The organism is Devosia naphthalenivorans, assembly GCF_003056355.1.
GTDB lineage: Bacteria > Pseudomonadota > Alphaproteobacteria > Rhizobiales > Devosiaceae > Devosia > Devosia naphthalenivorans.
In genome coordinates this window covers 535,785-555,840 of the sequence record NZ_PYVW01000001.1, presented here as the reverse complement: position 1 = coordinate 555,840, position 20,056 = coordinate 535,785, and the positions used below count along the sequence as shown (strand labels likewise).

18 protein-coding genes are annotated in these 20,056 nt (G+C 60.3%); 6 read left to right on the top strand and 12 right to left on the bottom strand.

From position 1 onward, the window contains the following. Positions 1-6 precede the first annotated feature (6 nt). Genes C8264_RS02980 through C8264_RS02970 form a run of 3 tightly spaced genes read right to left on the bottom strand, consistent with a single transcriptional unit; the run spans position 7 to position 2,524 of the window. Complete coding sequence (locus tag C8264_RS02980; RefSeq protein ID WP_108459435.1) at positions 7-885, bottom strand: SMP-30/gluconolactonase/LRE family protein; 879 nt, start codon at positions 883-885, stop codon at positions 7-9. Continuing rightward, positions 882-1,493 (bottom strand): 2-dehydro-3-deoxy-6-phosphogalactonate aldolase, encoded by a 612-nt coding sequence (locus C8264_RS02975; protein ID WP_108459434.1) that lies wholly within the window; start codon positions 1,491-1,493, stop codon positions 882-884. Before C8264_RS02975 ends, C8264_RS02980 begins: the two co-directional genes overlap by 4 nt. 11 nt (positions 1,494-1,504) lie before the next feature. Continuing rightward, complete coding sequence (locus tag C8264_RS02970) at positions 1,505-2,524, bottom strand: 2-dehydro-3-deoxygalactonokinase (RefSeq protein ID WP_108459433.1); 1,020 nt, start codon at positions 2,522-2,524, stop codon at positions 1,505-1,507. Positions 2,525-2,718: 194 nt separating this feature from the next. Between C8264_RS02970 and C8264_RS02965 the strand changes: the two genes are divergently transcribed. Further along, positions 2,719-4,530 carry an IlvD/Edd family dehydratase gene (locus C8264_RS02965; protein WP_108459432.1) on the top strand — a complete coding sequence of 604 codons (1,812 nt, stop codon included), beginning with the start codon at positions 2,719-2,721 and terminating at the stop codon, positions 4,528-4,530. 266 nt (positions 4,531-4,796) lie between these two features. Here C8264_RS02965 and lexA read toward each other — a convergent pair whose 3' ends face one another. From lexA to C8264_RS02925, 8 genes are all read right to left on the bottom strand, one after another. Further along, positions 4,797-5,510, bottom strand: coding sequence for a transcriptional repressor LexA (gene lexA / locus C8264_RS02960; protein WP_108459509.1), 714 nt, complete (start codon positions 5,508-5,510; stop codon positions 4,797-4,799). 104 nt (positions 5,511-5,614) lie between these two features. After that, entirely contained in the window at positions 5,615-6,817 is a 1,203-nt protein-coding gene (locus tag C8264_RS02955; RefSeq protein WP_108459431.1) for a molybdopterin molybdotransferase MoeA, read from the bottom strand. After that, positions 6,814-7,281, bottom strand: coding sequence for a cyclic pyranopterin monophosphate synthase MoaC (gene moaC, locus C8264_RS02950; RefSeq protein WP_108459430.1), 468 nt, complete (start codon positions 7,279-7,281; stop codon positions 6,814-6,816). The genes C8264_RS02955 and moaC overlap by 4 nt, the downstream gene beginning before the upstream one ends. Next, complete coding sequence (gene trpC, locus C8264_RS02945) at positions 7,281-8,081, bottom strand: indole-3-glycerol phosphate synthase TrpC (protein ID WP_108459429.1); 801 nt, start codon at positions 8,079-8,081, stop codon at positions 7,281-7,283. Before trpC ends, moaC begins: the two co-directional genes overlap by 1 nt. Then, positions 8,078-9,100, bottom strand: coding sequence for an anthranilate phosphoribosyltransferase (trpD, locus tag C8264_RS02940; RefSeq protein WP_205245605.1), 1,023 nt, complete (start codon positions 9,098-9,100; stop codon positions 8,078-8,080). The genes trpC and trpD overlap by 4 nt, the downstream gene beginning before the upstream one ends. Further along, positions 9,097-9,696, bottom strand: coding sequence for an anthranilate synthase component II (locus tag C8264_RS02935; protein WP_108459427.1), 600 nt, complete (start codon positions 9,694-9,696; stop codon positions 9,097-9,099). The genes trpD and C8264_RS02935 overlap by 4 nt, the downstream gene beginning before the upstream one ends. Positions 9,697-9,874: 178 nt before the next feature. After that, positions 9,875-11,380, bottom strand: a complete 1,506-nt coding sequence (trpE, locus tag C8264_RS02930; protein WP_108459426.1) for an anthranilate synthase component I — start codon at positions 11,378-11,380, stop codon at positions 9,875-9,877. A 26-nt stretch (positions 11,381-11,406) separates the two neighbouring features. Next, positions 11,407-13,278, bottom strand: coding sequence for a peptidylprolyl isomerase (locus tag C8264_RS02925; RefSeq protein WP_108459425.1), 1,872 nt, complete (start codon positions 13,276-13,278; stop codon positions 11,407-11,409). Between the two features lie 119 nt (positions 13,279-13,397). Between C8264_RS02925 and tpiA the strand changes: the two genes are divergently transcribed. The 5 genes from tpiA to eno all read left to right on the top strand — a co-directional run bounded on the left by tpiA (position 13,398) and on the right by eno (position 18,103). Further along, positions 13,398-14,153 carry a triose-phosphate isomerase gene (tpiA, locus tag C8264_RS02920; RefSeq protein ID WP_108459424.1) on the top strand — a complete coding sequence of 252 codons (756 nt, stop codon included), beginning with the start codon at positions 13,398-13,400 and terminating at the stop codon, positions 14,151-14,153. A 110-nt stretch (positions 14,154-14,263) separates the two neighbouring features. Further along, a complete protein-coding gene (gene secG, locus C8264_RS02915; RefSeq protein WP_108459423.1) occupies positions 14,264-14,758 on the top strand; it encodes a preprotein translocase subunit SecG in 495 nt (164 codons plus the stop codon). Positions 14,759-14,868: 110 nt separating this feature from the next. Next, positions 14,869-16,497 carry a CTP synthase gene (locus C8264_RS02910; protein WP_108459422.1) on the top strand — a complete coding sequence of 543 codons (1,629 nt, stop codon included), beginning with the start codon at positions 14,869-14,871 and terminating at the stop codon, positions 16,495-16,497. Between the two features lie 14 nt (positions 16,498-16,511). After that, on the top strand, positions 16,512-16,688 hold the full coding sequence (locus C8264_RS02905; RefSeq protein WP_108459421.1) for a DUF4169 family protein: 177 nt from the start codon (positions 16,512-16,514) through the stop codon (positions 16,686-16,688). A gap of 137 nt (positions 16,689-16,825) precedes the next feature. Beyond that, positions 16,826-18,103 (top strand): phosphopyruvate hydratase, encoded by a 1,278-nt coding sequence (gene eno, locus C8264_RS02900; RefSeq protein ID WP_108459420.1) that lies wholly within the window; start codon positions 16,826-16,828, stop codon positions 18,101-18,103. Between the two features lie 67 nt (positions 18,104-18,170). On the opposite strand, the gene C8264_RS02895 is transcribed toward eno, so the two are convergent. Then, a complete protein-coding gene (locus tag C8264_RS02895) occupies positions 18,171-19,646 on the bottom strand; it encodes an AMP nucleosidase (RefSeq protein ID WP_108459419.1) in 1,476 nt (491 codons plus the stop codon). Positions 19,647-20,056: the final 410 nt, after the last annotated feature.

Sequence of the window (20,056 nt, the reverse complement as noted above, 5' to 3'; positions counted from 1 at the left end):
ACGATCTCAGAGGGCAATAATCGGTTCGGCCTGGCCAGCCACTTCAACGTCTATGGCGAACAGACCGCCCGCGACCTTTTCGGCCGCAAGTTGTTCCGCGCTCAAGTTCTTGGCAGCCGTGGTGATAAACAGCGTCTTCAGCTCTGGGCCGCCGAAGGCAGGGCAAGTGACCTGGCTCACCGGAACTTCGATCACACGGTCGATGGAGCCATCCGGTGCATGGCGAACAACACAGCCGCCGCCCCACTTGGCGCTCCAAAGAAAGCCTTCGCTATCCACGACAGCACCATCGGGGAAGCCTCGCCCGTCCGACACGTCGGCGAACACTGACCACTCGCCGACAGGCATGCCAGTCTGCGGATCGGTCTCTACCTTCAGGATTTGCTTGGTCGGCGTGTCCGTCCAGTACGCGGTGCGGCCATCGGGTGAGAAGCACGTGGCATTCGGTACACGCACCCCCGACTTGAGCTGGGTCACAACCCCCTTGCGGTAGTGATAGAGCGCGCCGATAGCCTCTTCCGCTTCGGTGTTGTCCATCGTTCCCAGCCAGAAGGCCCCGGATGGATGCAGCCGGCTGTCATTGCTGCGCGTACGCGGGTTGTCAGCCTCAATCGAGGTAAGCGGCGCCAGACCGCCGGTAGCGATCTGGAAGCCTTTCAGCCCAAATTCGCTGAACAGCACAAGCGTCTCGTCGTCAGCGATTGCGGCTGCGGCGACTGTTTCGTTGAATAGCCACTGATCCGCTATTTCCCCGTTGGCGTGGATAGCGAAGAGCGTCTGCTCATTGATGTCAAAGAAGAACAGCTGTTGCCGACCAGGGTGCCAGATAGGTCCCTCACCCAGTTGGCACTTGCTGTCCAGGATCAGTTCTGCGGTCTGGCTCATGCGGACTTCCCCGCATCATATGCAGCCACTGCCGCCAGGGCGCGTTCAGAAACCTGATCCGCAGTCATGCCGGGCTTGTAGATATATGTGCCCAGGCCAAACCCCGTGCACCCCGCTGCGAAATACTCCCCAAAATTGTCCGGGTTGGCGCCGCCCACGGCGTATACCGGAATTTCGGGCGGCAGCACGGCTTTCATGGCTTTTATGCCCTTGGGGCCAAGCACTTCGGCGGGAAAGAATTTGAGCCCCGTTGCGCCAGACCTGATGGCGCGGAAAGCGTCTGTAGGTGTGAAAATGCCTGGGTAAGACAGGAGCTGTATGCGGACGGTCTCTTCGATAACGGACCGGTTCGTGTCGGGCGAAACGATGAAGGTGCCCCCAGCATCGGCCACGGACCAGACCTGCTTCTTGGTCAGCACCGTGCCAGCGCCTATGGCCGCACGATCGCCAAGGGCGTTTGCCGCCGCCTCTATGCTGGTGAAAGCATCCGGTGAATTCAGCGGCACCTCGATCATCGTGATGCCGGCCGCGACGAGCGCTTCGCAGACAGGCACCGTTTCGTCAGGTGTTATGCCACGCAGGATGGCGATAAGGTGACGGTGTTCCATAATGAGCGCTCCTAAGCGGCAAAGCTGCGCGCGGCCTTCAGGCCCGCCAGCACGATTTCTGTAGCGTCTTGCGGCGCGCCATCGGCACCAATCATGCCGAGCACATCCTGATAAAGCCTGCACAGGGCAGGCGAGCCGACAAGCGGCACAGGCGCATCGCCGATAAGATGACGGTTGCTGGCGACTTCCGTTCCGATCAACAATCCGGAGAGATATCCGGCACACCAGTCTGGTTGCCGCCCCGAAAGCAGGGAGCCAGCCCGCACCCTGAAGAGCATGCCAAGCAAACGTTCGGGATGTTCCAGGCCATCAGCGGCTCCGGCAGCGAAGCCTTCAGCGCGCGCCGGTCCGTCCAGATCCCCTGTGAGCGAGTGCCGCAGCACGGAATTTGTACGAAGCACTTCAAACATTTCGCCAGTCATTGCCGTAGAAAAATGTTCGATACGCGTTCCCGACAATTGCGCCCACTTCGAGTGGGTTCCGGGCATGCAAACTAGGCCACTAAAGTCCGGGTTAAGGGCAGCCAGTCCCAGCAACTGGGTTTCTTCGCCGCGCATGACATTGTCATCGCCCGCTTTTTGACAAACACCCGGTAGAATCGCTGGCGCAAACCGGCCGTCATCCACGACAGGGCGTACAGCGCCGGAAAACAAGCCCCGCAGATCAGTAGGCGCCTCAACATAGGGCGCTTCGAGCCATCCCTGCTTGGCGCCGGCCATCCCGCAGATCAGAACATCCAGCCTCGTGCCCGTTTCGGGAGTGAGGTGGTCGAGAACCTCAACCAGAGCGGGCGCAAACTCATCGCGTGCGAGCTTACCCATGCCTTTTGGCGACGACTTTTCAAAAACAACCGAACCGTCGGCACCGATTCCCCAGGCGCGAAGGTTCGAGGTGCCCCAATCCACGGCCACCCAATCGACTGCGTTGTCCACGAACTCTCCTTGCCGACCTGTCCTCACATCGGCCGCGACCCTAATGATTGCTCCGCGCTTCAGCCAGCATGATTCTTTGTTTTCAGTAGCGGGCAGCACACTCCTAAGCGGCGCCGAGTGTCTCGTCGTCTGGTAAGGCGCCTAGATCGTTCCGCAAGATGACTAGGCAGATCGGCCAGCCCAATCTCATTTGTATGATTTTTTCGCCAACCCCCATTCACTCCGGCATCAGCCATGTTAGAACGAGCCCAAACGTGGCTCTACCTTGCGCCGCGGGTAACGAGGAAAACAGCATGACTGCAGGTAGTGGAGAGGGCTCGGCCCCCAAGAAGTTGCGTTCGCGGGCCTGGTTCGACAATCCAGACAATCCGGATATGACCGCGCTTTATCTTGAGCGCTACATGAACTTCGGCGTGTCGCGCGAAGAGTTGCAATCCGACAAACCGATCATCGGCATCGCCCAGACCGGTTCCGACCTGTCGCCCTGCAATAGGCACCACATCGTCTTGGCCGAGCGCGTCAAGGAAGGCATTCGCGAAGCGGGTGGCATTGCCATCGAATTTCCGGTGCACCCGATTCAGGAAACCGGCAAGCGGCCGACCGCTGGCCTTGACCGCAATCTGGCCTATCTCGGCCTCGTCGAGGTGCTCTACGGCTATCCGCTCGACGGCGTTGTTCTGACGATTGGTTGTGACAAGACGACGCCCGCAATGCTGATGGGGGCCGCAACGGTCAACATCCCGGCAATCGCGCTATCGGTCGGCCCGATGTTGAACGGCTGGCACAAGGGTGAGCGGACTGGTTCCGGCACGATCGTGTGGAAGGCACGCCAGATGATGGCGGCCGGCGAGATCGATTACCCACAATTCATCGAACTCGTGGCTTCCTCAGCGCCATCCACGGGCTACTGCAACACCATGGGCACGGCAACAACCATGAACTCGCTTGCCGAGTCCCTGGGCATGCAGTTGCCTGGTTCTGCAGCAATCCCTGCGCCGTATCGCGACCGCCAGGAAATGGCATATCGGACGGGTAAGCGAATCGTGGACATGGTGCACGAGGATCTCAAGCCCTCCGACATCCTGACCAAAGACAACTTCATCAACACCATCGTGGTGAACTCAGCGATCGGTGGCTCCACCAATGCGCCGATCCACATACAGGCGATTGCCAAGCATATCGGTGTAGAACTGGAGCTGCAGGATTTCCAGACCTATGGTCACAAGGTCCCACTGCTGGTGAACCTGCAACCAGCGGGCGAGTATCTGGGCGAAGATTACTACCATGCTGGTGGCGTTCCTGCTGTTGTCAACGAACTGATGGGGCAAGGGCTCATCCGTGAGAACGCTCCCACGGTCAACGGCAAGACCATCGGCGAAAACTGCCGTAATACGCCGATCCAGGATGAGAAGGTCATCCGGCACTTCAACAACCCGCTCAAGAGCGATGCGGGCTTCCTGGTGCTGCGTGGCAACCTTTTCGATAACGCCATCATGAAGACCAGCGTGATTTCGACGGAGTTCCGCGACCGGTACCTCGATAACCCAGAACACCCTGGGATGTTCGAGGGCAAAGCCGTGGTATTCGACGGTCCCGAAGACTACCACCACCGCATCGACGACCCCTCGCTCGAGATCGACGAAAACACATTGCTGTTCATGCGTGGCGCGGGTCCAATCGGCTACCCCGGAGCCGCCGAAGTCGTCAACATGCGACCGCCTGATTACCTCATCAAGAAGGGTATTCACGCTCTGGCGTGCATCGGCGACGGTCGCCAGTCCGGCACTTCTGGCTCTCCGTCCATCCTCAACGCTTCGCCTGAAGCGGCAGCTGGCGGTAACCTGGCCATCCTGCGCACAGGAGACCGCGTACGGATCGACCTCAATAAAGGTCAGGCGAACATCCTGATCTCGGACGAGGAGATCGCCAAGCGCCGCCAGGATCTGGAGACGACGGGAGGCTACAAGTATCCCAAGCACCAGACGCCTTGGCAGGAAATCCAGCGCGGTATTATCGGACAGTTGGGCGAGGGCGCAATCCTCAAGCCCGCCGAAAAGTACCAGCGCATTGCCCAGACAAACGGCGTTCCCCGCGATAATCACTAAAAACCAAAGGCCCGCCAAACTGGCGGGCCTTTATCAAGTCAGATTGCTCGGTTCCTCGACCGAACACAAGTGCCCAGCGCCCAGCCCAACTGCCTACCCATAGAGTGCGTCGCGTTTGGTGGACCTTGCGAAGGGGGTCAAGAGACCTCATGGTGAGCTTGTCGAAACACGAGGTCGAGCGAGTGCAGACCTGAGTGTCACGACCTCGTCCTTCGACAAGCTCAGGATGAGGTCTACTGAGTAAAACCTATCCTGCGCGACGAGCCTTAGTACCTGCGCAGCAGGCCCACCAAACGTCCCTGAACCTTCACTCGCTCCGGTGGGAAAATGCGGGTCTCATAGGCCGGATTAGCAGCTTCCAGCGCGATGGTGTTCCCCTTCCGACGGAGCCGCTTCAGCGTCGCTTCTTCGTCGTCCACAAGCGCAACAATGATGTCGCCGCTGCTGGCCTGATCCTGCTTTTTGATGAGCACCGTATCCTTGTCGAAGATACCGGCCTCGATCATGGAATCGCCCCGCACCTCGAGCGCATAATGCTCACCCGCGCCCAGCATTTCGGGAGGAACCAGAATAGTGTGGGAATGGGTCTGAATGGCCTCGATTGGAGTACCGGCCGCAATACGTCCCATGACCGGGATGGAAATTGGCCGAGCGTATTCCTCGACTGCTGACATGCGCGCCGGCGGCGAAGCTACCTTCCCCAAATTGCCCTCGATCACCGACGGCTCGAACTTGGCTTTGCGCCCGCCCAAGGCAGGATTCATCGAATCCGGCAGTTTCACAACTTCAAGCGCCCGGGCCCGGTTCGGCAAGCGGCGAATAAAGCCACGCTCCTCCAGAGCCGTGATCAGCCGGTGAATGCCCGACTTGGACGCCAGATCAAGCGCATCCTTCATCTCATCGAACGATGGCGGGATGCCACTTTCCTTCATCCTCTCATGGATGAACATCAGCAGCTCGTGTTGTTTGCGCGTGAGCATGGGCCCCTCGGAAGAGAATCGGAACATAGGCAGAACGAGCATATATGTTCCATTTATGTTCTGCAATACACGTCCCGGATGGCGAGATCAGCGCTGCCTGCACTTCAGAATGCGTTGATTGGAATGACCTCGACTGCCGAACCGGTAGGTTGCCCCACGTCAAACTCAGGCTGCACGATCAACAAATCCGCCAGCGACAACGAAGAGGTATGGCCGCTATCGGTTTGTGAAATCGGCAGCGCCTGAAGCCCATCAGGCGACTGTACAAGCTGCGCTCGCATAAAATGCCTGCGGGCCGTGTTGGGCGGCGTGGCCGCAGCAAGCGGCAAGCGCCACGGTTTGAAGCCGTCATATCCCAGCCACTGCCGCAGGGCTGGCTTCACAAAGGCGATGGCGGTCACCATGGCTGAGACTGGATTGCCCGGGAGACCAAAGATCAGCGTCTTGCCGCGCATTCCAAACATCAACGGCTTGCCCGGTCGCATATTGATGCGCCAGAAATCCAAGCTTACACCATGCTCGACAAGCATGTCCTGGACGATATCATGATCACCGACGCTCGCGCCGCCCGTGGTGATCAGGACATCCGGTTCGTCGGCAAAGATCTCCTTCAACCTGCGCCCGAGTGTCTCCTGATCGTCGCCCACGATGCCAAAGTCGTTGATGGCATCCGCATATTGCGCCAAAAGCGGCGCTAATCCGAAGCTATTTGAAGCAACGATCTGGTCGGGGCCGAGCGGGGAGCCAGGCAGGACCAGTTCGTCACCAGTTGCGAGCAGTGCAATGCGGGGACGTCTGGAGACCGTCACCTGAGGTGCATTGGCTGCGGCCGCAACGGCAATTCGCATCGGCGAAAGGATCTCGCCAGATGCGATCAACTGCTGTCCTGCGGCGAAATCGTTGCCCATTGGGCGAACGCTGTGACCCTTCCGGGGCGCGGTTCTGAAGGATACGGTGCCGCCGTTCAGGACAGCGTCTTCCTGCATTGCGACCGTGTCCGCGCCCTCGGGGACCGGCGCGCCAGTAAAGATGCGCACAGCCTGACCGGGTTCCAGGTGACCCACAAACCGGGAGCCTGCTTGGGATGTGCCAACAACAGGCAGGTTATGGCCAGCTACGATGTCATCGGCGCGAACAGCATAGCCGTCCATGGCGCTTGCATCGAATGGGGGCTGGTTGTGTTGGGCGACTAATGGCTCAAGCAATACTCGACCCGCAGCCAGATGCAGAGGCACGCTTTCCGACGTAGGGGCAGGGACTCGTCGTAGAATCGCCGCCATGGCCTCTTCAACCGGGAGAAGGCTCATGCGCGCACAAAGTCCCCCGACTTACCGCCTGATTTTTGAACAAGGCGTATGTCCGTCACCACCATTTCACGATCCAGAGCCTTGGCCATGTCATAGAGCGTCAGGGCAGCAGTGGAGGCAGCAACCAGCGCCTCCATTTCAACGCCTGTCTGGCCGATAGTCTCTGCTGCGGCTCGAATTACGAGCGCAGTAACACCTTCTTGCTCGATATCAACGCTTACCTTGCTCAGTGCTATCGTGTGGCAAAGCGGGATCAGGTCAGACGTTTTCTTGGCCGCCATGATGCCAGCAATTCTGGCAACGGCCAGCGCATCGCCTTTCTTGAGGGATCCACCTATGATCGCTGCCACCGTCTCCGCTTTGGCAATGATGCGCGCCTGCGCAACCGCGCGGCGTCTGGTAACCGCCTTGTCACCAATGTCGACGATGTGTGCTTCGCCCTTGGTGTTGAGGTGGGTGAGCATTAGGGGGTGCCTGTCAGGAGGGTGCGGGTGGCGGCGATTACGTCTTGTTGACGCATTAGACTTTCGCCGACGAGGAAAGTACCGATTCCGGCTTTTTCATCCAGTAGGCGTATATGTTCGTGGTCGACGATGCCGCTTTCGCTAACGAGAAGTGTTCCTTTGGGAACGCCCCCGGCTAGATTGATGGAGGTGTCGAGAGATGTTTCGAACGTGCGGAGATTGCGGTTATTTATGCCGATAAACTTGGCGTCTAGTGCGAGGGCGCGGTCGAGTTCCAGCTGGTCGTGCACTTCTACCAGGGCGTCCATCTTCCATTCTTCGGCAGCATCGAGTAAGTAACGCGCTAGGTCGTCACCAACAGCTGCCAGGATGATCAGAATACAATCGGCACCCCAGGCTCGCGCTTCGGCAACCTGGTAAGTTTCGAACAAGAAGTCCTTGCGTAGAACCGGCAGCTTCGTGGCGGCCCTTGCTTCGATGAGATAGCTGGGCGATCCCTGGAAACTTGGCCGGTCGGTGAGCACCGAAAGACAAGCTGCCCCCGCTGCTTCATAAGCGCGGGCGATTTCTGCCGGATTGAAGTCCGGGCGGATCAGGCCCTTGGAGGGGCTTGCTTTCTTTACCTCCGCGATCAGCGCGTATTTGCCGCGAGCACGCTTCGCTTTTGCCGCGTTTATGAACCCCCTTGGCTCGGGTTGATCATGGGCCTGCGCGACGATTTCGGCCCATGGCCGCATCGCCTTGGCCGCAGCGATTTCCTCGCGCTTGTAGGATTCAATCTGCTTGAGGATATCGCTCATCGGTCTCGTCCGTTTGATACCGCCACCAGGCGGGCGAGTGTTTCCCTGGCCTTGCCAGTGTCGATCATTGCCGCCGCCAGTTCGGCTCCTTCGCGCAGATCCGACGCCTTGTCGGCCACGATGAAGGATGCAGCCGAATTGAGCAACACGATATCCCGGTAGGCACCGGGGGCGCCATCGAGTAGAGCGTGGATCGCCTGCGCGTTGTATTCGGGATCGGCCCCGAGCAGATCCTTGCCGTCATGACGCCGCAGGCCGGCCTGCTCCGGGCTAACCTCGAAGCTGCGCAAATCGCCATTGGCGATCTGGGCAACGAAGCTGGGGCCAGTGACAGTTAGTTCATCAAGCCCGTCGCAGCCATGAACGACCCAGGCCTTGATAGCCCTGTTGGCCAGCAACGCCGCGGCGACGGGTTCCACCCACTCCTGCCCATACACGCCCAACATGTAGCGCCTGACGCCGGCCGGATTAGATTGTGGCCCGAGCAGATTGAACATGGTGCGAACGCCCATTTCAGCCCGGGTCGGACCGACATGGCGCATGGCCGGGTGGTGGCTGGGCGCGAACATGAAGCCGATGCCCACCTCGTTTATGGTGCGGGAGATTTCGGCCGGGGTAAGATCGAGCTTTACGCCCAGGGCCTCCAGGGCTTGCGAAGCGCCGGATTTGGAGGAGAGAGCGCGGTTGCCGTGCTTGGCGACAGGAACGCCCGCAGCGGCAACCACGATTGCGCTTGCGGTGGATATATTCAGCGTGCCGCCGCCGTCACCGCCGGTGCCCACGATATCAATGGCATGCTCGGGTGCCTCCACCGGCACCATCTGTTCGCGCAGAATCGAAACCGCTGCCGCGATTTCGCCCACGGTTTCGCCCTTGATGCGCATGCCCATCAGGAACGCGCCAATCTGGCTGGGAGTGGCTTCTCCAGCCATGATGATGCGCATCACCCTGCGCATCTCTTCGCCCGTCAGGTCGCGTCGATCGGCAATCTTGTGCAGTGCGGTCTTGATGTCCATCAGGCAGCTCGCTTCTGGTTGAAGTCACGAGCCATGTTCAGGAAGTTCTGCAGCAAGGCGTGTCCATTCTCCGATGCAATGCTCTCGGGGTGAAACTGCACCCCATGAACGGGAAGAGTCCTGTGCTGCAGCCCCATGATCAACCCGTCGTCCGTTGTGGCCGTAATCTCCAGCAAATCGGGCAATGTTTCCTGCCGAACCACGAGTGAGTGGTAACGGGTCGCTTCGAAGCCGGCATTGAGGCCGCGGAACAGGCCTTTGCCGGTGTGATTGATCTTCGATGTCTTGCCATGCACCAGATGTGGAGCGCGGACCACGTCCCCGCCCATTGCCTGTCCGATGGCCTGATGCCCAAGGCAGACGCCAAGGATGGGCATATCGGCCTTGAAGCGGTCGATCAGCGCGAGGCAGATGCCGGCCTCATTGGGTGTGCAGGGGCCGGGGGACAGCACGATCGCCTCGGGCGCCATGGCTGCGATCTCATCGAGCGTGATCTTGTCGTTGCGCACGACGGTGGTATCGGCGCCGAGTTCTCCCAGGAAATGGACGAGATTGTAGGTGAAGCTATCGTAGTTATCGATGACAAGCGTGCGGGTCATTTATCTGGCTCCAGCGCGGCTATGGGAAACGGGTTCAGGGATCAGAACCTGTTCCGCCATCGATGTTGCGAAGCCCTCATAGTAGGACTGTCGAACCATGAGGGTGGGTACGCCGATCCTGCCACGACCTTGTGGTTCGACAGGTTCACCGTGAGGTCTACTGGGGTCTTCAACTTCTTCACTGCCCGATCCTCGCTTCGCCGGCATAGCGTAGCGCTTCCTCGGCGGCACTGAAAAGGGCCCGAGCCTTGTTTTCGCATTCGAGCTGCTCAAGCTCTGCCTTGCTGTCCGCGACGATCCCTGCGCCGGATTGCACATGGAGCTGGCCGTCCTTCAGGATGGCGGTGCGCAATACGATGCAGGTGTCCATTGTGCCATCGGCACCGAAATAGCCGACGCAACCGCCATAGATGCCGCGTTTGGATTTCTCCAGCTCTTCGATGATCTCCATGGCGCGCACCTTGGGGGCGCCGGAAACGGTTCCTGCCGGGAAACCTGCGGAGAGCGCATCAACGAAGTCGTAACGGGGATCGAGCACTCCAACGACGTTGGAAACGATGTGCATGACATGCGAATAATATTCGAGGAAGAACTTGTCGGTGACCTTGACCGTACCCGTCTTGGCAACCCGGCCCACATCGTTGCGGCCCAGATCCAGCAACATCAGGTGCTCGGCCAGTTCCTTTGGATCGGCAAGCAACTCTGCCGCAAGTTCCTGATCCCGCGTTGGTGTCGCGCCACGTTTGCGTGTTCCCGCGATGGGGCGGATCGTTACCTCGCCATCCTGCACCCGCACCAGGATTTCAGGACTGGAACCCGCAACGGCGAAGTCGCCGAAGTCGAGGAAGTACATGTAGGGGCTTGGATTGGTGCGGCGAAGGGCACGGTAGAGTGCCGTGGGCGGCAGCTTGAAATCGGCTGAAAAGCGCTGGCTCAGCACCACCTGGAAGATGTCTCCCGCGGTGATGTACTCCTTGGCGCTGGCGACCATGGCAAAGTACTCGTCGCGGCTGGTATTGCTGGAGACTTCGATCTTTTCGAGATCCACCAGGGCAGGGGCCGCAGGCGTAGCCCGGCTTAGCCTTGAGATCGCATCATCGATGCGGGAGTTGGCGGCCTCATAGGCCTGCAGGGCCGTTACGCCTGTCCGAACATAAACCGGAGCCGTCAGATAGAGCTCGTCCTTGAGCGTGTCGAAGATCGCCAGAAGCGAGGGACGCATCAGGATGGCTTCGGGCGTGCGCAAATCGTCTGGATTGCTGTCTGGCAGCACTTCCATGTACCGGACCATTTCGTAGCCCAGATAGCCATAGATGCCGGCAGACTGCGGGGGCAGGCCCGGAGGCACCTCGATCTTGCTGTCGGCCACCAGGTTACGCAGCGCGTCCAATGGAAGCTCGGTAAGCACCTCGAACGCAAATTCGTCGGCCTGCACCTGACGGTTGATCGATGCCGTTCCGCCTTCGACCTTGAGGATCACGTCGGGCTGGCTGCCGATGATCGAATACCGGCCACGGGTGGTTCCGTCCTGCACGGATTCCAGCAGATATGTGTTCTTCCGACCCTGCGCGAGCTTGAGATAGGTGCCGATCGGCGTTTCAAGGTCGGCAACGACGCGACGCCAGACGATCTGCGACTTTCCAGCTTCATATTGCTCGGCAAAGCGCTGAAAGTCGTCGTCCATGGTGATATCCGGCGGTAAGAGTGGGGTTATTGCGGCGAGTTGAGCGCCAATGCCTGCTCCAGCGCTTGCTGGTTGATGCGCAGGCCCGCCTCATCCCGCACCGCTGAAACAAACTGGCTGTAGAGCCCGACGCGAACTTCATTCTCGAGGTTCGCATTAGCCTGCTGTTCCAAAGCGCCTTCTGCGGGAACGACATCGACTACCTGGAACACTACGAACTCGCCCGTCTCGCTGACGGCCTGTCCGTGATGATCGGCATCTCCGGCAAATGCCGCCGAGGCGACAGAACCATCAATGCCGCCGGCTTCGCTGCCAAAACGGTTGAAGGGCTGGCTCAGCTGCGGAAAAACGGAATAGGACGCAGCAATGTCCGCCAGCTGCTCGCCCCTGTCGAGGCGAGCCACGGCTTCATTGGCGGCAGCCTGGATCGCATTGTTCGTGCGTTCGGTTGCAAGTGCCTCGGCAACGGCGTCGCGCACCTCGTCGAGCGTCTGGTCGCGTGCCGGTTCAACCTTGGTGAGGTCGAAGTAAAAATTGCCATTGCCTGCCAGCTGCAGGGACGGGGTGAGTTGCCCTTCCGTTGCCCCGAAAATCGCCTGCGAGACGCGTGGCACATCCGCCGCATCAAGGTCCGGGATTGCGTTCAGTTCATTGCCGGATGCAGTTACGTCGGCTTCGTACAGCGGCAGCCCGAAACGCTCGGCAATCTCGCTCAATGGACGGAAGGCTGCGCGCAACTCCTCGACCTGATCCTGAACATCGGCCATTTCTTTGCGAGCCTCGGCGCGCGCCAAGCTCTGGGTGACCTGTTCGCGTGCTTCATCGAGGGTCGGAGCACCACCAGCCTCGATGGCGGTGACGTGAATGGCCCGCTTGCCGGCCACACCGTCGATCAGCGCAAACCCACCCTCGGGCAGGCCGAAGGCGGCAGTGGCAAGGCTGGCGTCGGTTACGTCGGCCTGCGCCAGAGTTCCGAGTTCAGTCGGCGTAAGCCCGGCATCGGCAACCAGCGTCTCAAACGGGGTGCCAGCCGCAAGACCAGCCTCGAAAGCGGCGACCTGATCGGCATTCAAAACCACCTGCTGGATGGTCCGGCGTTCCGGCTTGGTGAGGCTCGCCTTGGTGCGCTCATACTCGGCGGCAATGGCTTCCTCGGGAATCGTCTTGCCTGCTGCCAGTTCCGCTGGGGACAGGCGGAGCATTTGTACCGTGCGCGTTTCAACGGTCCGGAACTCAGCCTGATGTTCCTCAAGATACGCCGCCAGCTCCGCCTCCGTTGGCGGGGCCGGGGCCTCGATGTTGTTTTCCGTCAGGACAAAATAGTCGATGGTCCGCTGGTCCGCAGCGTAGCGATTGACCAGGCTCGAAGCGGTGGCGGGCAGTTCGGTGTCGCCGAACAGACTCAATACCAACTGCTGGCGCTTGGCGGCATCCGACTGATCGGCGAAGTACTCGGCTTCCGTCAGCCCGCTCATCTGCAGCACCTGGCTGAACGAACTGGCATCGAACGTGCCCAGTGTACCCTGGAAGTTGGGGTCCTCGCGCAGCATTTCGCTGAGCTTCTGTTCGGAAACACCCAGTCCGAAACGGTCGGCCATCTGATCGAGCGCCGCATCCTGCGCCAGGCTCTGCAAGACCGTGGAGGGAATACCGAAGCTCATTGCCTGCTCGGCGGTGGGAACGGAACCGATTTGCTGGGCGACCTGGTTCAACTGGCTTTGATAGGCCCGCAGGAATTCCCGCGAGTTGATCTCCTTGTCACCAACACGTGCAACCGTGTTGGTGCCCAGGTCTGTGATAACATTGTTGATGCCGAAGCCTGCGATGCCCACGAGCAAGAAACCGCCCATGATCTTGCCGGGCCAGGATTTTGCGAAACCGCGCAAACTATCGAGCATTTCAGACGTTCCGTTCAACCAAGGCTTTACCGCAGCAGCGGGACCGCACTAGTAATCCACTTTGACAGCCGGGGTTAGGGCAAACCCAGTCCCGGTGCAAGAGGTAGCAGGAGCAAAGAGTGACGACGACAATCTCACCACTGATCGCGGGCAACTGGAAAATGAACGGGACCCGGGCGTCCCTGGACGAATTGTCCTCCCTGGCGACCATGCTTACCACCGGGGCAGCGCCGCGCGCGATTGTCGTTATATGCCCGCCTGCCACCATGGTCGCTGCAGCCGCAAGGCAGGGCGCAACATCAGGCATACTGGTCGGCGGCCAGGACTGTCATACCGAAGGGTCGGGCGCTCACACCGGCGACATCGCGGCCGGCATGCTGGCAGACGCGGGCGCGCAATATGTCATTGTCGGCCATTCCGAACGCCGGGCCGATCACGGAGAAACCGACGACCAGGTTCGCCGCAAGGCCATGGCAGCTATTGGCGCCGGCCTGAAACCGATCATCTGCGTGGGGGAAACAGAGGGTCAGCGCGATGCCGGCGAGGCGGAGGCCGTCGTTAAGGAGCAATTGGCCGGATCGGTGCCTGACGCCGCTGAAAACCACGAGGTCAACATCGCCTATGAGCCGATCTGGGCGATCGGTACCGGGCGTACGCCGACCAGTGAAGAGATTGCCGCCATGCACGCGGCCATCCGGAACAGCCTCGTTGAGCGTTTCGGCGAAAGGGGCATGGATATCCGCATTCTCTATGGCGGGTCGCTCAAGCCGCAGAATGCCCGCGAGATATTATCTGTCGAGAACGTCAATGGCGGGCTCGTTGGTGGCGCCAGCCTCTTGGCAAACGACTTCTACACCATTATCTCCGCCGTATAGCGCGGCCCTGCGCCGGAGGCTGATCGGATTCTCGGTCCGGCCTCTGGCCTTTGCGGCGCTGGGCGTGTATGACGCGCCAACTTTTGTATAGACCTATAGACTGAGACACGATGGCGAACGTCCTGATTGTGGCCTATCTGCTGATCGTCCTTGCGCTGATTGCAGTGATCCTGCTCCAGCGCTCCGAGGGCGGCGCACTGGGCATCGGCGGCGGTGGCGGCGGCTTCATGACAGCCCGCGGCTCTGCAAACCTCCTCACCCGGACGACGGCGATCCTGGCGACCCTGTTTTTTGCCACAGCCATCGGCCTGACCATTCTTTCCGAACTCGATCGGGGCACCTCGGGGATTCTCGAGCGCGCAACTGCGACCGGCAGCGAGGCCGCGCCGACCACCGTTCTCGATGCGCTGAATTCGCTGCAGGGCGGCACCACGACCGATCTTCCCGTACCGGCCAGCGATCCGGCTGCGCCCGCGGGTGCCGATCCCGTGACGCAGGACATTGCTCCGGCGACCGATGCTGCGCCAGTTGCACCCGAGACCGCAAGTGATCTGCCGGTCCCCGAGGCACCAGCGGAAACGCCGGCGGCCCCGGCAACGAACTAACCGCCGACAGGCGAAACAAGAGGGGGATGGAAACATCCCCTTCTTTCTTTTTGTGTAGAGCCGCTTGCGGGCTCTACGAATCGATTCTGATGTGATTAAGGTGAACGCCCATGGCTCGGTACGTTTTCATCACCGGAGGCGTGGTCTCCTCATTGGGTAAAGGTCTTGCATCGGCAGCGCTTGGCGCGGTCCTGCAAGCGCGCGGCTACAAGGTCCGCCTGAGGAAGCTCGACCCCTATCTCAACATCGATCCGGGCACCATGTCGCCGACCCAGCACGGTGAGGTGTTCGTCACCGATGATGGCGCCGAGACGGACCTCGACCTGGGGCACTACGAGCGCTTCACCGGGCGCGCCGCCAACAAGCGCGACAACATCACGACGGGTCGCATTTACTCCGACATCCTCGCCAAGGAGCGCCGGGGCGAATATCTGGGCGCCACCGTGCAGGTCATCCCGCATGTGACGGATGCCATCAAGAATTTCGTGGTAGAGGGGAATGAAGAGTTCGACTTTGTGCTGGTGGAAGTCGGCGGCACTGTTGGCGATATCGAAGGCCTGCCGTTCTTCGAGGCCATCCGCCAGCTTGGCAACGACCTGCCGCGCGGGCAGGCATGCTATCTGCACCTGACGCTGATGCCCTACATCCCGTCAGCCGGCGAGCTCAAGACCAAGCCTACGCAGCATTCGGTGAGGGAATTGCGCTCGATCGGTATCGCGCCGGATGTGCTGTTGGTCCGCTGCGACCGCCCGATCCCGGACGGCGAAAAGAAGAAGCTGTCGCTGTTCTGCAATGTGCGGGAAAGCGCCGTTATCCAGGGCCTGGATGTTTCGTCGATCTACGACGTGCCGCTGGCTTATCATCGCGAAGGGCTGGACCGCGAAATTCTCGCTGCGTTCGGCATTACCGATGCGCCTGAGCCGGACCTTTCCGCCTGGCAGGAAGTTTCCGGACGCCTCCACAATCCCGAAGGCGAGGTCAATATCGCCATCGTGGGCAAATATACCGGCCTCAAGGACGCCTATAAATCGCTGTCCGAAGCGCTTGCCCATGGCGGCATTGCCAACAAGGTGAAGGTCAACCTGCAGTGGATCGATAGCGAGGTCTTTGAGCGCGACGATCCGGCGCCGTATCTGGAACATGTCCACGGCATCCTGGTGCCTGGCGGCTTCGGCGAGCGCGGGGCACAGGGCAAGATCGAAGCGGCGCGCTTTGCACGCGTGAAGGATGTTCCGTATTTCGGTATCTGCTTCGGCATGCAGATGGCCTGCGTGGAAGCTGCAAGGAACACCGCCGGCATCCGCAACGCATCGTCCACCGAGTTCGGCCCGACCAAGGAGCCGATCGTGGGCATGATGACCGAGTGGGTGAAGGACAACAGCACCGAGAAGCGCGGCGCGGAAGGTGATCTCGGCGGCACGATGCGGCTCGGCGCCTATCCGGCGCAGTTGACGCGTGGCAGCCGCGTGGCGGACATCTATGGCACCACCCGCATTTCCGAGCGCCATCGTCACCGTTACGAGGTGAACATGGACTACCGGAAGCTGCTCGAGAAGAACGGGCTGCTGTTCTCCGGTGTCTCTCCCGATGGAAAGCTGCCCGAGATCGTCGAACGCACGGATCACCCGTGGTTCATCGGCGTGCAGTTCCACCCCGAACTCAAGAGCAAGCCGTTCGAGCCCCATCCGCTGTTCGCCAGCTTTATCTCCGCTGCGATCGAGCAGAGCCGGCTGGTCTGACGAGCAGGTCCGCCATGGCAGACATCGTCAATCTACGCCAAGCACGCAAACAGAAGGCCCGGGCTGAGAAAACAGCCCAGGCCGAGCAGAACCGAATCTTGTTCGGCAGAACCAAGGCGGAAAAGCTCAAACAGTCGGCAGAGAAGACCTTGGCCGAGCGGCTCATCGACGGGCACAAGCGCGAGGAATAGGCTCTGTTTGGCTGCTGGGGACGAGTGTTTTCCCTTGTGCCGGCATTTTTTTGTCTTCCCCTCTTTTCCTTGTCACAGGTCACGTCTAGGACAGGCGCAGCAAACGACAGAACCCCAATTGGGAAGGGCTTAATCCGATGTCTTCAATCATCCACGTCCAGGGCCGCCAGATTTATGACAGCCGCGGCAATCCGACCGTAGAGGTCGACGTCGTGCTGGACGATGGCAGCTTCGGCCGCGCCGCCGTGCCTTCGGGCGCTTCGACGGGCGCCCATGAAGCGGTCGAGCTGCGTGATGGCGGCAAGAAGTACAACGGCAAAGGCGTGCTGCAGGCTGTCGAGAACGTCAACAGCGTCATTTCCGACGAAATCCAGGGCATGGACGCGCTGGATCAATTGGCAGTGGATCAGGCCCTGATCGAGTTGGACGGAACGCCCAACAAGTCGCGCCTTGGCGCCAATGCCATTCTGGGTGTTTCGCTTGCCGTGGCGAAGGCGGCAGCAGAATCGAGCGAGCTGCCGTTCTATCGCTATATCGGCGGACCGAACGCCCGTGTGCTGCCCGTGCCGATGATGAACATCATCAATGGCGGCCAGCATGCCGATAACCCAATTGACATGCAGGAATTCATGATCCTGCCTGCGGGTGCCGAAAACCTCGCTGATGCCGTGCGCATCGGTTCGGAAATCTTCCACACGCTGAAAAAGGGTCTTTCGGCAGAAGGCCACAACACCAATGTGGGTGACGAAGGCGGCTTTGCCCCAAATCTGGGCTCGGCCGACGATGCGCTCGGCTTCATCATGCGGTCCATCGAAAAGGCCGGCTACCGTCCCGGCGAAGATATCTTCCTCGGTCTCGATTGCGCTGCCACCGAGTACTACAAGGGCGGCAAGTACGAGATGGAAGGCGAGGGCAAGTCGCTCTCCTCGGAAGAGAACGTTCGCTTCCTCGAGGACCTCGCCAATCGCTACCCGATCATCACCATCGAAGATGGCATGGGCGAGGACGACTGGGACGGCTGGAAAGCCCTGACCGACGCCATCGGCAAGAAGGTGCAGCTTGTGGGTGACGACCTGTTCGTGACCAACACCCAGCGCCTTGTCTCGGGTATCAAGATGGGCGTTGCCAACTCCATCCTGGTCAAGGTCAACCAGATCGGTTCGCTCTCGGAAACGCTGAACGCCGTCGATACGGCACACCGCGCCGGCTACACGTCGGTCATGTCGCACCGCTCGGGCGAGACCGAAGATTCGACCATCGCAGACCTCGCCGTGGCCCTGAACTGCGGCCAGATCAAAACCGGCTCGTTGTCGCGTTCGGATCGTTTGGCCAAGTACAATCAGCTGATCCGTATCGAGGAACAGCTCGGCACTTCGGCCAAGTATGCCGGCTACTCGGTCGTAAAGGGCCGGTGAGACCCAATCTGAACGAAAAAGCCCGGCAGCAATGCCGGGCTTTTTATTTCCGCGGTGGGCTGAGAGCCTACTGAAACGCCGTCTCCGCGAAGCTGCGCAGCTTGCGCGAGTGTAGCCGCTCGGCGGGCTCGTCGCGCAGGATTTCCATGGCGCGCAGGCCGATCTGCAAATGCCGATTGACCTGGGTGCGGTAAAAGTCCGAAGCCATGCCGGGGAGCTTCAGTTCTCCGTGCAATGGCTTGTCGGAGACGCATAGCAAGGTGCCATAGGGAACGCGGAAGCGGAAACCGTTGGCGGCGATGGTGGCCGATTCCATGTCCAGGGCGACAGCGCGAGACTGGCTCAGCCGCTGGGTGATTTCTGCCTGATCGCGGAGTTCCCAATTGCGGTTATCGAAGGTCGCGACCGTTCCGGTGCGCATGATCTTCTTGGTTTCGATGCCTTCAGTTTCGGTGATCTCGTGAACCGCCTGCTCCAGAGCGACCTGCACCTCGGCGAGGGCAGGGATCGGCACCGATAGCGGTAGGTCAGCATCCAGCACGTGATCCTCGCGCACATAGGCGTGGGCCAGAACGTAGTCACCAAGCTCCTGGCTGTTGCGCAGGCCCGCGCAGTGGCCGAGCATGATCCAGGCATGGGGGCGCAGGACCGCAATATGGTCGGTGATCGTCTTTGCGTTCGATGGTCCTACTCCGATGTTGACCATCGTGATGCCGCGACCACGCCCGGCGGTAAGGTGATAAGCCGGCATCTGCGGGGCGCGGACAGGTGCAGTCCCCTCGACATTGCCGCCTCTCAGCGCATTGTCGGTGATGACGTTGCCGGGTTCGATGAAGCTTTCGTAGTGCGGGTGGCCCTCGCGCATGTACTCCTTGGCGACCCGGCAGAACTCATCGATGTAGAACGCGTAATTGGTGAAAATGACGAAGTTCTGGAAGTGCCGGGCCTCGGTACCGGTGTAGTGGCTCAACCGGAACAGGGAGTAATCGACGCGCGGCGCGGTAAAGGCCGCGAGAGGGTAAGGGCCCCCGCGCGGCGGAACGAAGGTGCCGTTGGCGATCTCGTCATCGGTATTGCCGAGATCCGGAGCGTCGAACACATCGCGCAAAGGAATGTGCAGCGCGTTAAGTGCTTCCCCGTCGATACGCTCATTGGCGGAAACGGCGAAGTGCAGGGGAATCGGCGTTTCCGACTCCGTGATGTCGATGGTGCCGCCATGATTCTTCAGGATCACGGTGAACTGCTCCTGGAAATAGGTTCGGAACAGGTCGGGCGCCGTCACCGTGGTGCGATAGAGACCGGGTGTGTGCAGGAAACCATAGGGCAGGGTGCTTTCGGAGCGACTGTAGCTGGTGGAACGCACCTCGATTTGCGGGTAACAGGCCCGCACGCGCCCATCAGGCACCACGCCTTCTGTCAGCGCCGCCAGGTGACCGCGAATGAACCCCGTGTTGCGATGGTACAGTTCTGCAAGATACTCCCACGCCTTTGCCGGATCGGTGAAGGACTGCTTCTCTAGGCGGGGCGGGCTGATCGTCGTCATCTTGTTCTTTCATAGCTGCGCATAGCGGACAGGGAAACGCATAGGCGATTTCCACATCTCCGACAGGCTCTAGACCTATTGAATGACAGTTTCCGAACTCTGCTTCAACTGCGGGACGGGCGGGTGTGCCGTCCGGTGGGTTTCGCTGTTCTCAGCAAGAAACCTACACGCGGCGAAACCCAGCCCCATGAAGTCGTAAAATAAGGTCAGCCTCGCGGCACGAACCAAGCTTCACATCGCGGTGAGGCACTCTTTTATCGCCGCATTTGCACACCATGTTTCGTGCAGTTCACTGGCACGGCAAGCGACCCATGCAACCGGTGAACGAGGAATGTTGCGCCGGCCGCTTGTCCCCCAAGCCCTCAACAGTGCGGCGGGTCAACGTTCCCAGGGCTGCGACGGCAGAGATG

Excerpts from the sequence above, each read along its gene's own strand:
- C8264_RS02980 (WP_108459435.1), bottom strand. The coding sequence starts at position 885 with ATGAGCCAGACCGCAGAACTGATCCTGGACAGCAAGTGCCAACTGGGT.
- C8264_RS02975 (WP_108459434.1), bottom strand. The coding sequence starts at position 1,493 with ATGGAACACCGTCACCTTATCGCCATCCTGCGTGGCATAACACCTGAC.
- C8264_RS02965 (WP_108459432.1), top strand. The coding sequence starts at position 2,719 with ATGACTGCAGGTAGTGGAGAGGGCTCGGCCCCCAAGAAGTTGCGTTCG.
- lexA (WP_108459509.1), bottom strand. The coding sequence starts at position 5,510 with ATGCTCACGCGCAAACAACACGAGCTGCTGATGTTCATCCATGAGAGG.
- C8264_RS02955 (WP_108459431.1), bottom strand. The coding sequence starts at position 6,817 with ATGAGCCTTCTCCCGGTTGAAGAGGCCATGGCGGCGATTCTACGACGA.
- moaC (WP_108459430.1), bottom strand. The coding sequence starts at position 7,281 with ATGCTCACCCACCTCAACACCAAGGGCGAAGCACACATCGTCGACATT.
- trpC (WP_108459429.1), bottom strand. The coding sequence starts at position 8,081 with ATGAGCGATATCCTCAAGCAGATTGAATCCTACAAGCGCGAGGAAATC.
- C8264_RS02935 (WP_108459427.1), bottom strand. The coding sequence starts at position 9,696 with ATGACCCGCACGCTTGTCATCGATAACTACGATAGCTTCACCTACAAT.
- trpE (WP_108459426.1), bottom strand. The coding sequence starts at position 11,380 with ATGGACGACGACTTTCAGCGCTTTGCCGAGCAATATGAAGCTGGAAAG.
- C8264_RS02925 (WP_108459425.1), bottom strand. The coding sequence starts at position 13,278 with ATGCTCGATAGTTTGCGCGGTTTCGCAAAATCCTGGCCCGGCAAGATC.
- secG (WP_108459423.1), top strand. The coding sequence starts at position 14,264 with ATGGCGAACGTCCTGATTGTGGCCTATCTGCTGATCGTCCTTGCGCTG.
- C8264_RS02910 (WP_108459422.1), top strand. The coding sequence starts at position 14,869 with ATGGCTCGGTACGTTTTCATCACCGGAGGCGTGGTCTCCTCATTGGGT.
- C8264_RS02905 (WP_108459421.1), top strand. The coding sequence starts at position 16,512 with ATGGCAGACATCGTCAATCTACGCCAAGCACGCAAACAGAAGGCCCGG.
- eno (WP_108459420.1), top strand. The coding sequence starts at position 16,826 with ATGTCTTCAATCATCCACGTCCAGGGCCGCCAGATTTATGACAGCCGC.
- C8264_RS02895 (WP_108459419.1), bottom strand. The coding sequence starts at position 19,646 with ATGACGACGATCAGCCCGCCCCGCCTAGAGAAGCAGTCCTTCACCGAT.